The 9,010-nt window shown below is 23.6% G+C and carries 7 protein-coding genes; all 7 read left to right on the plus strand.

Annotation, left to right across the window (positions count from 1 at the left end):
• Positions 1–212: 212 nt before the first annotated feature.
• The gene (locus OC701_RS01905; protein WP_304514414.1) at positions 213–812 is read left to right on the plus strand and encodes an RluA family pseudouridine synthase; all 600 of its coding nucleotides are present in this window, start codon (positions 213–215) and stop codon (positions 810–812) included.
• Positions 813–950: 138 nt separating this feature from the next.
• Positions 951–2,645, plus strand: a complete 1,695-nt coding sequence (gene argS, locus OC701_RS01910; protein ID WP_304514415.1) for an arginine--tRNA ligase — start codon at positions 951–953, stop codon at positions 2,643–2,645.
• 247 nt (positions 2,646–2,892) lie between these two features.
• A complete protein-coding gene (locus tag OC701_RS01915; RefSeq protein ID WP_304514416.1) occupies positions 2,893–4,545 on the plus strand; it encodes an ABC transporter substrate-binding protein in 1,653 nt (550 codons plus the stop codon).
• A 74-nt stretch (positions 4,546–4,619) separates the two neighbouring features.
• Positions 4,620–5,549 (plus strand): ABC transporter permease, encoded by a 930-nt coding sequence (locus tag OC701_RS01920; protein ID WP_304514417.1) that lies wholly within the window; start codon positions 4,620–4,622, stop codon positions 5,547–5,549.
• A gap of 153 nt (positions 5,550–5,702) precedes the next feature.
• On the plus strand, positions 5,703–6,425 hold the full coding sequence (locus tag OC701_RS01925) for an ABC transporter permease (protein ID WP_304514418.1): 723 nt from the start codon (positions 5,703–5,705) through the stop codon (positions 6,423–6,425).
• Positions 6,426–6,479: 54 nt separating this feature from the next.
• Positions 6,480–7,319 carry an ATP-binding cassette domain-containing protein gene (locus OC701_RS01930; RefSeq protein WP_304514419.1) on the plus strand — a complete coding sequence of 280 codons (840 nt, stop codon included), beginning with the start codon at positions 6,480–6,482 and terminating at the stop codon, positions 7,317–7,319.
• Positions 7,320–7,492: 173 nt separating this feature from the next.
• Complete coding sequence (locus OC701_RS01935) at positions 7,493–8,428, plus strand: ABC transporter ATP-binding protein (RefSeq protein WP_304514420.1); 936 nt, start codon at positions 7,493–7,495, stop codon at positions 8,426–8,428.
• The last annotated feature ends 582 nt before the right edge of the window (positions 8,429–9,010 follow it).

Here is a 9,010-nt window from a genome sequence, read left to right on the forward strand (position 1 = left end):
CTATATAATCAGAATAAACAACTAATGAGTGGTGACATAACGTTAGTCCTCGGAAGAGGGTGAATTATGGCAAGCCGGATGCTTGGAAACTTGCTTGTCCGGTTTAGATGGGGGCTATTTGTAATAGTTATCAGAAAGACAAATTCTGAGATCGAAACGCAAATAATCTATCCATATATTTAGCTGTTATTAATAAACCGAGTGATTTGATAGTGCATCCTTCAGTGAGTTTTCGAGGTGTTACTTTAATTAATGGTTTATTATATCAACTTAAAGATTTTAGTAAAATGCCTTTGAGCGAACGCATGGGCATTATTCATCGTTTAGATAAAGATACTACGGGTTTGATTTTGGTTGGTAAAACGATAGAAGCGGTCGAGAAAATGCAACAATTATTGCAAAATAAAGGCATTAAAAGGATATATTATGCTTTAATTGAAGGTTTTTTAGATAAAAAAGGAACTATTATTTTACCTATTAAAAGAGATTATCATAATCCTTTGAAAATGTCTGTAACATCTCAAGGTAAACTGGCTATTACGCATTTTACTACTTTAAAAAAGTTTCATCATTATTCTCTTTTAGAACTTCAATTAGAAACAGGACGTACTCATCAAATTCGTGTGCATTTAAGTTATTTAAAACATCCTATTATAGGGGATATTTTATATAATTCCAAAAAATACTCGGTTTCTTCTCAACTTTTACATGCTAAACGATTATATTTTAATCATCCTTGGACAGGGCAAAAATTACAATTTGATGTCCCTTTGCCTAAAAAATTTTCTGAATTTATCAAGTTTTTAGAATAATTTTTAGTTAATGATTTTAATTATATTTAAACTATCCTGATTTTGGATATTTTAAGTATAATTTTATTTTTTTCGAAATATGTTAATTCAATATTAAATTTAAAATAATTTTTTTCGGAAAATTAGGAGAATTTTTTTATGTATTTGCAAAAATTGCAAAATCAAATTACTAATATTTTAAATACAAAATTTAATATTAAGTCTATAATAAAACATTATGATAAAGATTTATCATGGGATTTTTATTTGCCTTTATTTATCTATCGCGAACAATGGAATAATGATTTATCAAAGATCTTTAACGATTTTAAAGAAATTTTATTAAATTTATCAATAGTATCAGAAGTTCAATTAGATAATGGTTTTTTGAATATTAAATTAAAACGAGGTTTAATTAGTCAAAAAATTTTAAGTTTAATTTATAAATTATCTGAAAATTATGCTCAAAAAGCAATTAACAATCAGGTTATTATTTTAGATTATTCTTCTCCTAATATTGCGAAAAATTTTTCTATTGGCCATTTACGTTCTACTATTATTGGCAATGTTTTAAAAAATATTTATCGAAAGTTAGGTTTTATAACTATTGGTATTAATCATTTAGGAGATTGGGGAACTCAATTTGGTCAAATGATTTTAGCTTATCAAAAATGGGGTAAAGAAGATTTGCTTTTGAATAATCCTATCGATGAATTGCAAAAACTTTATATTTTGTTCCATGAAAAAGCACAAACTGATACCACTCTTTATTTGGAAGCTAAAAATATTTTTAAAAAATTAGAAGAAAAAGATGAACAAATATTTAAATTATGGCGTTTCTTTAGACGTATTTCTTTAAGCGAATTTCGAAAAATTTATAAATTATTAGGTATTTCGTTTGATTTTTATATAGGAGAATCTTTTTATCACCAAAAGGCTTTACGATTAGTTAAGAAATTATGTCAACAAAAATTAATTATTTTGGATCAAAAAGCCTATATTTTTCCTTTAGAAAATATACCTTCAGCTTTAATTCAAAAAGACAATGGTAGTACTCTTTATTTAACTCGTGATATTGCTTGTTTATTGTATCGTGCTAAAAAATTTAATTTTCAGAAAATGTTATATATAGTAGGTAATGAACAAAAATTACATTATCAACAATTAATTGCAATTATGAAAAAAATGGGATATTTTTTTGATATTCAACATGTTAATTTTGGTTTAATTTGTTTAAATGAAGTTAAAATTTCTACTCGAAAACACCAAGATTATAAATTAATAGATATTATCCGTTATGCTCAAAATAAGATTATAAAAATTATTGAAAATAGAAATAAAACTTTATCGAAAATAAATATAAGCAAAGTAGCGGAAAAAATTGCTATCGGCGCAATTATTTTTAATGATTTAAAAAATGATCGCCATTTAAATATTGATTTTAATTTAGAAAATATGATTAAGTTTGAAGGCAACACAGGGCCTTATTTGCAATATACTTTGGTACGTCTAAAATCGATTATTTCTAAAATCAAATGTAATATTGAACTAGATAAATTGAATTGGTTATTTTTAACTAATTATTTTCAAAAAGATTATTATTTTATTATTGTGAAATTATTAGATGATTTTCCTGTGATTTTAGAAAAAATTATTCAAAATAATATGCCTAGTTTATTAGCTCGTTATTTATTTAAATTATCTCAATATACTAATTATTTATATGAAAAAGAAAAAATTTTAACTTCTCAATTAGAATTGCAACAAGGACTTGTTTTATTGATTAAAAGTATTTGTATAGTTTTAGAAGAAGGATTAAAATTATTAGGAATTCCTATTGTAATCAAAATGTGAATTTATTATGATAATATAAGTTATGTTTTAAAAAAATCAACATTAATTTATATAAAAGCAAATTAATTGATAAACATTTTATATTTTCTTTTTTTTATAACATATTAAAGAGAATTATTATAACTAAAAAAAGTTATATTAATTTATGAATATTTTGTAGTATATGATAATGGATATAATAATTAATGTTTTTGTTAAATTTAGATTTTTTTGAAATTTTTTGAAGGAATAGAGGCGATTAGTTGATATGATTTTTATTTTAATTAGTATTTTATTAGGGAGTTTAGGTATATTTTTATTGGTGAATTTTCGTATTTTGCAAAATAAAACAATTGTTATTTTAATAACAAGTGTTTTTATATTAATTATATTATTATGGGTTATTATAAAATATTATCCAAAAAGTAGAAATAATTTAAATGAACAAGATAAACATATTTTAACTGTGGGGTTAACAGCTCAAGTACAAGAAGGTTTTGGTATATTTGGGCAAGGAGCTAATACGGTTGTTAACAGTCGCATTAGAGATTTATTGCATGAATCTTTAATCAAAGCGCATCCTTTTAAAGAAAATAATGTTATAAAAATAATTTATAAACCTTGTCTTTTGACTGCTATGCCGGAAAAAATAACAGAAGGTGAATTCGCAGGATATTATCAATGTTGTTTATCTCCGGGTATTAAATTTCATAATGGATGTATATTAAATAATCAAGATGTTATTGATAATTTTCTTTATAATAAAGAAAAAGGCGGTGAACATTCTAGTTTTATTCAAGATATTAAACCAGATAATAATGATATAAATCGTTTTTTTATCCTTTTTACAGATGATCAAGATCCATTAAATTATCATCATTTAAGCAAAATACCTATTATTATGTTTGAAGGTGATAAAAACAAAATACCTAATCGTCGAATCGGTTTAGGCGCTTTTCAATTAAAATATTTCGATAACAATAATATCCAATTAGATCGTTTTATGGATTATTACAGAAAAGATGATTATGGCGATAGTAATATTAAACAAATTAAATTTTGTTATATTCCAGATGCTCAAACTATAAATATGCATCTTAAAAGGGGAGATATTGATATATCTTATCTTATTCTTGATAAAACTTCATCTAAAGATTTATCTCGATCTTCTGATTTGCAAATTATGAAACCAGAATCACTCACTATAACATATTTATTTTTAAATTGCCAAAAATTATCAATTGAAGAACGTAAAAGTATTGTCGAAACATTAACTCCGGACAAAAAAAAACAATTTTTGGAACAATTAGGTGAGATTTCGGAGCGTTATCAAATAGTTAATAGTATGTCAGATCCACGTATGATAGGTTATTTAGAAACACCTAATTTTGATAATTTTTGTGTAAGTCGAAAACCTGATACCAATAAATCCATAAGTTTTTTAAGCATTAATCAAACATCTCCTATTCCTTATCGTTATGCTAGTCGTATAACTGATTTTTTACAAAAAGCAAAATTTAATGTTAAGCACGAAATTAGAGAATTAAATGAATTGGCCAATCAAGGAGAAAAAGGTGATTTTGATATGTTAATGATTTCGGAAAATTTTGAAAACATCACTCCTTATTATGTTCTTAATTATTTTTTTGGTCCTAAAGATAAAGGAGGATCTATGTGTTGGCATCAATTATCAGATAATGAAGAAATTATTAAAGGTTTAAATAATTTAAAATTGAATAGTGATAATGCCCCTGATTACGATCAACAAGTTCGGGATTTTCATCAATTATTATTTCATAAATATGCCATTATTCCTTTATATTGCCAAAAATATTCTGAAATAGCTATTCGTAAGAATATAAAAAATTTTAATATTAATATACTTGGGGATCAAGATATAACTAAATTACGTAAAATTTAAATTAACTACATTTTAAATAAAAATTTTTCATTTTTAAGTGAATTGTGGTAGATCAAAGGAGCAGCTGAGATTAAATGTTTTTTCACAAATATTTTGTCAAAAAATTATTTTATGTCGGATTAATTTTTTTAATTGTTTCTATATTAATTTTTAGTGCTATGAAATTTTTTTCAGATCCTGTTATATCTTTATTAGGTTATAAAAGTACTTTTCAACAACGAGAACAATTAAGAATTCAATTAGGATTGGATAAAACTTTTTTAGAACAATTTTGGAGTTATATTTATAAGATCATTTTTAAATGGGATTTCGGCAAATCTTATGTGTATCCACAAATTTCAGCTTTAAGTTTATTTATAAAATCTTTTAAAATAACTTTTACGATAACTTGTTTAAGTTGTTTGATAGCTTCATTAATAGGAATTTTTTTAGGTTATTTATCCGCTATAAATTTTAAAAGTAAAATAGATTATATTTTGATTTTTATCTCTATTTTGTTTATTTCTATGCCAAGTTTTATTATTGGTTTTTTATTGCAATATTTTTTAGCTTTCTATTTAAATTTATTACCTATTTCAGGATTAGATCATATTAAATCATGGATTTTGCCTATTATCTCTTTAAGTTTGGTAGCAGTTTTTTCGATTTTTCGTATTGCTCGTGTTACTTTAATATCTGTTTCGGAACAACCTTTTGTTATAGCTGCTAGAGCAAAAGGCTTGTCGAACAAAAGAATTTGGTTTAAACATATATTAAAAAATTCTTTAATTCCGATTCTTACTCATGTTAGTTTAATTTTTAATTTTATGTTAAGTGGTGCTATCGTTTTAGAAAGTATTTTTAATTTAAATGGTTTAGGTTTATTAATGTTTAATTCTTTTAATCAAAGAGATCTTCCTGTTTTACAATGTTGCGTAATAATGTTATCTTTAGTTATTAGTTTGATTGGAATTTTAGTTGAATTTTTATGTTATTTTATCGATCCAACTTTTACTAAAAAGTAATTTTTTTACATTTTTACAATAATTAGGAGGTATAATTTTATTATTCGAAAAAAAATATTTTATTTTTTAAATTTTTTATGTAAAAAAAATAAAATTTTATTGGTTGGTTTGATTTTATTACTTTGTTTGCTGGGAATAACTTTTATTCTTCCCATGATTATTCCAAATAAAACTTCTATGTGGAATTCCATGTATGAATCTTTTTTAGAACCCGGATCTTATCATTGGATTGGAACAGATTCTTTAGGTCATGATGTTTTTTCTTATTTGCTTAGAGGAACTATGACATCTTTGTATATAGCTGTTCTTTCTGTTTCTATTAGTTTTGTAATAGGAGGGATTTTAGGAATTTTAGGTGGTTATTTTTCAGGTTTTTGGGATATTATAACTAATTTTATTTGTGATTATTTAATTGTTTTCCCGGATTTTATTTTAGCATTTCTAATTATGTTTTTTTTGAAAACTGGACTTTATCAATTAATTATGGTTTTATCTATTTGTTATTTGCCAACATTTATTAAAAATATTAAAAATGCTACTATTAAAATAGCTCGTCAAGATTTTGTTAAAAACGCTTTGTCTTTAGGAGCTAGTCATATTTACATTATTCGTAAACATATTTTTCCTCATTTATTAACTACTTTGTTAATGAGAATGGTTTTAAGTTTAAGTAGTGTTATTTTGGTAGCCTCTTCTTTTGGTTTTATTGGAATTGGTTTAGATAATTCTATCCCAGAATGGGGACTTTTATTGAGTCTTAATAAATCTTATATTTATATTTATCCTAGATTATTCTTTTTTCCTATGATGTTTATTATTTTTACTAATTTAGCCTTTAATTTTATAGCAGAAGGTATTAATGAATTTATTGAATAAATTGCTATGTGCGACTAATAGATTCGTTCGTTTTCAAAGAAAGAGGTATAAATAATGGGCATAATAAACTCCCAAATTTTATTTAAAGTTGAAAATTTGCATAAATCTTTTATAATTAATAAAAGAATTTTTCAAGCAAATTATAATATTAATTTATCCATTTTTAAACAAGAAACTTTAAGTATTATCGGTGAATCAGGTTCGGGAAAATCTACTTTAGGTCAATTAATTATACAATTACAAAAAAATAATCACGGTAATGTTTGGTATTTTCCTGAAAATAATTTAAATATTAATTTAAGTATGTTAAAACCTAGTCAAATGAAAATTTGGCGCCCCGATTTACAAATTATTTTTCAAAATTCTTTTTCAGCTTTAAACCCTAAATTTAAAATTCGTGATATTATCGGAGAAGGTTTAATAATTCACCGAAAAGTTTTAGGTTATAAAGATCCCAGGTATCATCAGCAAATTATAGATATCATGAATAAATGCGGATTATCTTTAGATTTGATGGAACGTTATCCAGCTGAATTAAGTGGAGGCCAAAGACAAAGAGTAAATATAGCTAAAACATTAATTTTAAAACCTAAATTTGTAGTTTGTGATGAAATTGTTTCTGCGTTAGATGTAACTGTGCAAAAACAAATTTTAGATCTTTTGAATGATTTTAAAAATAGATATAAAATTACTTATTTGTTTATTTCTCATGATTTAGGAGTGGCTCAATATATTAGTGATAGAATTGGAGTAATGTATCAAGGTCAATTAGTAGAATTGGCTTCTACAAAAGAAATTTTTCAAAAACCTATGCATTTTTATACTAAATCATTATTAAATGCGATTCCTCGTATTCCTTGTTATGAAACAAGTAATTTTAAAAATTTTTTCTAATAAAATAAATTAATAATTTTGTAATTAATATAATTTAAAGTGATTTAAATTAATAAATGCTATAAGAGATCGAATTTTTCTTATAAAAATGTAAGGATATTTTAACTAATTAAATAATTTTCCAAAAAGTTAAAGTGTTTTTATTTATATCTATTATTAAGGGATCATATAATATGAGTTTGTTACAAGTAAAAGATTTACATACTTATTTTCAATCTGAAAATTCTTTGGTTAAAGCGGTTAGAGGAGTTAGTTTTGAAGTAAAAGAACAAGAAACTTTGGCTATTATAGGTGAATCTGGTTCTGGAAAAAGTCAAATTGCTTTATCGATTTTAAAACTTTTTCAAAATAATCAAAAAATTGTTCAAGGGCAAATTATTTTTAATCAAGAAGTAATTTCTGATTTCGATGAAAATCAAATGCGTAAAATTCGTGGTAAAGAAATCAGTATTATTTTTCAAGATCCTGTTTCAAGTTTAAACCCTTTATTCAAAATAAAAACACAAATTTTTGAAATTTTAAAATTACGTAAAGGGGTATATGGGTCACAAGCTTTTCTTCAGTCTATACAGTTATTAAAGCAGGTAGAGGTTTCCGATCCTTATAAAGTTTTGGAATCTTATCCGTATCAATTATCTGGAGGATTATGTCAAAGAATATCTATAGCTATTTCTTTGATTTCTCGTCCGAAATTGTTAATTGCAGATGAACCTACTACTGCTATAGATGTTATAGTTCAACAAGAAATTTTAAATTTAATTAAAGATATGCAAAGAAAATATAATATGTCTATGATTTTTATTACACATGATTTAAGCATTGTAGCTTCTTTAGTACAAAATATTATTGTTTTATATAAAGGTATGGTTATTGAAAAAGCTCCTTGTGAAAAAATTTTTAGTAACCCTATACATCCTTACACTAAAAAATTATTAAATGACTTTTTATCAACTAGCATTTATCGTTCTCGTATTAAACTTAACGACAATATTTATAATGCTGAAAATGATGTTTTTGATTTTCGTAATTTTAAAAAATATGCAGAACCAGATTTAGATTTATATCAAGTATCTGATAAACATTTTATTAGTTGCACTTTAAAAAAATAATTTTTATTTAATTAAAAGTTTATTTTTCAATTTTTTATTGCATTTCTTAAGAAATTTTTATAAAGAATATGTTTTTATTATGTAAAAATATGACTAAAATATTTAAATCCCAAAAATATTTTATTTCTGTTTTAAATTATATTAATTTGTCTTACTTCCTTTCTAAAGATTTTTTAGTTTTATTATAGAAAATATGGTAGCGGAAAATCATTTAATGAATATATTAAAGCAGTTTAGAAACAAATATTAACCGAGTTTTTAGTTTAAACATAAATATTTATCAAATTTAAATAAAAATGAATTGAATAATTACAAGAAATCAATCAGTTGGTTTTATTTTAAAAATTTTAATTTAATTAATAATTTAACAGTATTCTTCCAAGATATATAGTTATTACTTTATAATTTCAAAATAGAAAAGTTTTATAATATTATTTTATTAATAACATTCTCGATATTATTTATTAGGTTTATTTAATTTAGTTTGTTTTTTTATGAAACCTTTTGTTTGGTTATTACATCAAATAAGTAATATCATTCTATATTGTTTAAGAATTGATCCTAATAAAACTCAAGATATTG

Origin of the sequence: Candidatus Phytoplasma bonamiae (genome assembly GCF_030586845.1) — a bacterium.
Classification (GTDB): Bacteria; Bacillota_I; Bacilli_A; order Acholeplasmatales; family Acholeplasmataceae; genus Phytoplasma; species Phytoplasma bonamiae.

What these genes read in the sequence shown, in the direction of transcription:
- OC701_RS01915 (WP_304514416.1), top strand. Translation starts at nt 2,893, where the DNA reads ATGATTTTTATTTTAATTAGTATTTTATTAGGGAGTTTAGGTATATTT.
- argS (WP_304514415.1), top strand. Translation starts at nt 951, where the DNA reads ATGTATTTGCAAAAATTGCAAAATCAAATTACTAATATTTTAAATACA.
- OC701_RS01925 (WP_304514418.1), top strand. Translation starts at nt 5,703, where the DNA reads ATGATTATTCCAAATAAAACTTCTATGTGGAATTCCATGTATGAATCT.
- OC701_RS01920 (WP_304514417.1), top strand. Translation starts at nt 4,620, where the DNA reads ATGTTTTTTCACAAATATTTTGTCAAAAAATTATTTTATGTCGGATTA.
- OC701_RS01930 (WP_304514419.1), top strand. Translation starts at nt 6,480, where the DNA reads ATGGGCATAATAAACTCCCAAATTTTATTTAAAGTTGAAAATTTGCAT.
- OC701_RS01935 (WP_304514420.1), top strand. Translation starts at nt 7,493, where the DNA reads ATGAGTTTGTTACAAGTAAAAGATTTACATACTTATTTTCAATCTGAA.